General features: G+C 50.3%; 1 protein-coding gene. It reads left to right on the top strand.

Features of this window, described 5'->3' with window-relative positions; genetic code table 11:
* Positions 1-747 (top strand): acyl-CoA dehydrogenase family protein (locus tag R7044_RS25195; RefSeq protein WP_263857042.1); only part of this gene is annotated, 747 nt, incomplete at both ends.

Raw genomic sequence — 747 nt, 5'->3', positions numbered from 1 at the left:
TGAGCATATAGCTCCTATTGCCGCCGATATTGACCATTACAATCAGTTTCCTAGCCATTTGTGGCCACTTCTTGGCGAAATGGGCTTGCTTGGCGTGACCGTCAGCGAAGAATATTGTGGTGCTGAAATGGGCTACCTCGCCCACGTTGTAGCAATGGAAGAGATAAGCCGAGCATCAGCCTCCGTCGCACTCAGCTACGGCGCGCATTCTAATCTTTGCGTAAATCAAATCTTTCGAAACGGCACCCCAACGCAACGAGAAAAGTATCTGCCTAAATTAGTTGATGGTTCGCACATAGGCGCTCTGGCGATGAGCGAAGTCAATTCGGGTTCGGATGTCGTCAGCATGCAATTAAAAGCCGAAGACAAAGGCGACCACTTCTTACTCAATGGCACAAAAATGTGGATCACGAACGGCCCCGATGCGGACGTGGTCGTGGTGTACGCCAAAACAGACGCTGATGCGGGATCGCGCGGGATCACAGCGTTTATCGTCGAGCGCAGTTTTACCGGATTCAGTGACGCGCAAAAGCTCGATAAGTTGGGAATGCGAGGCTCAAACACATCTGAGCTCGTCTTCAACAATTGCAAAGTACCTAAAGAAAACATTCTCGGAGCACTCAATTGTGGCGTCGAAGTATTGATGAGTGGGCTTGATTACGAGCGCGTTGTTTTAGCTGCTGGCCCACTCGGCATTATGCAAGCGTGTATGGATATCGTCGTCCCCTACGTGCATGAACGCAAACA

The organism is Vibrio sp. 1402, assembly GCF_033340275.1.
The sequence above is the reverse complement of the archived record's forward strand: the minus strand, read 5'-3'. Positions and strand labels throughout refer to the sequence as shown.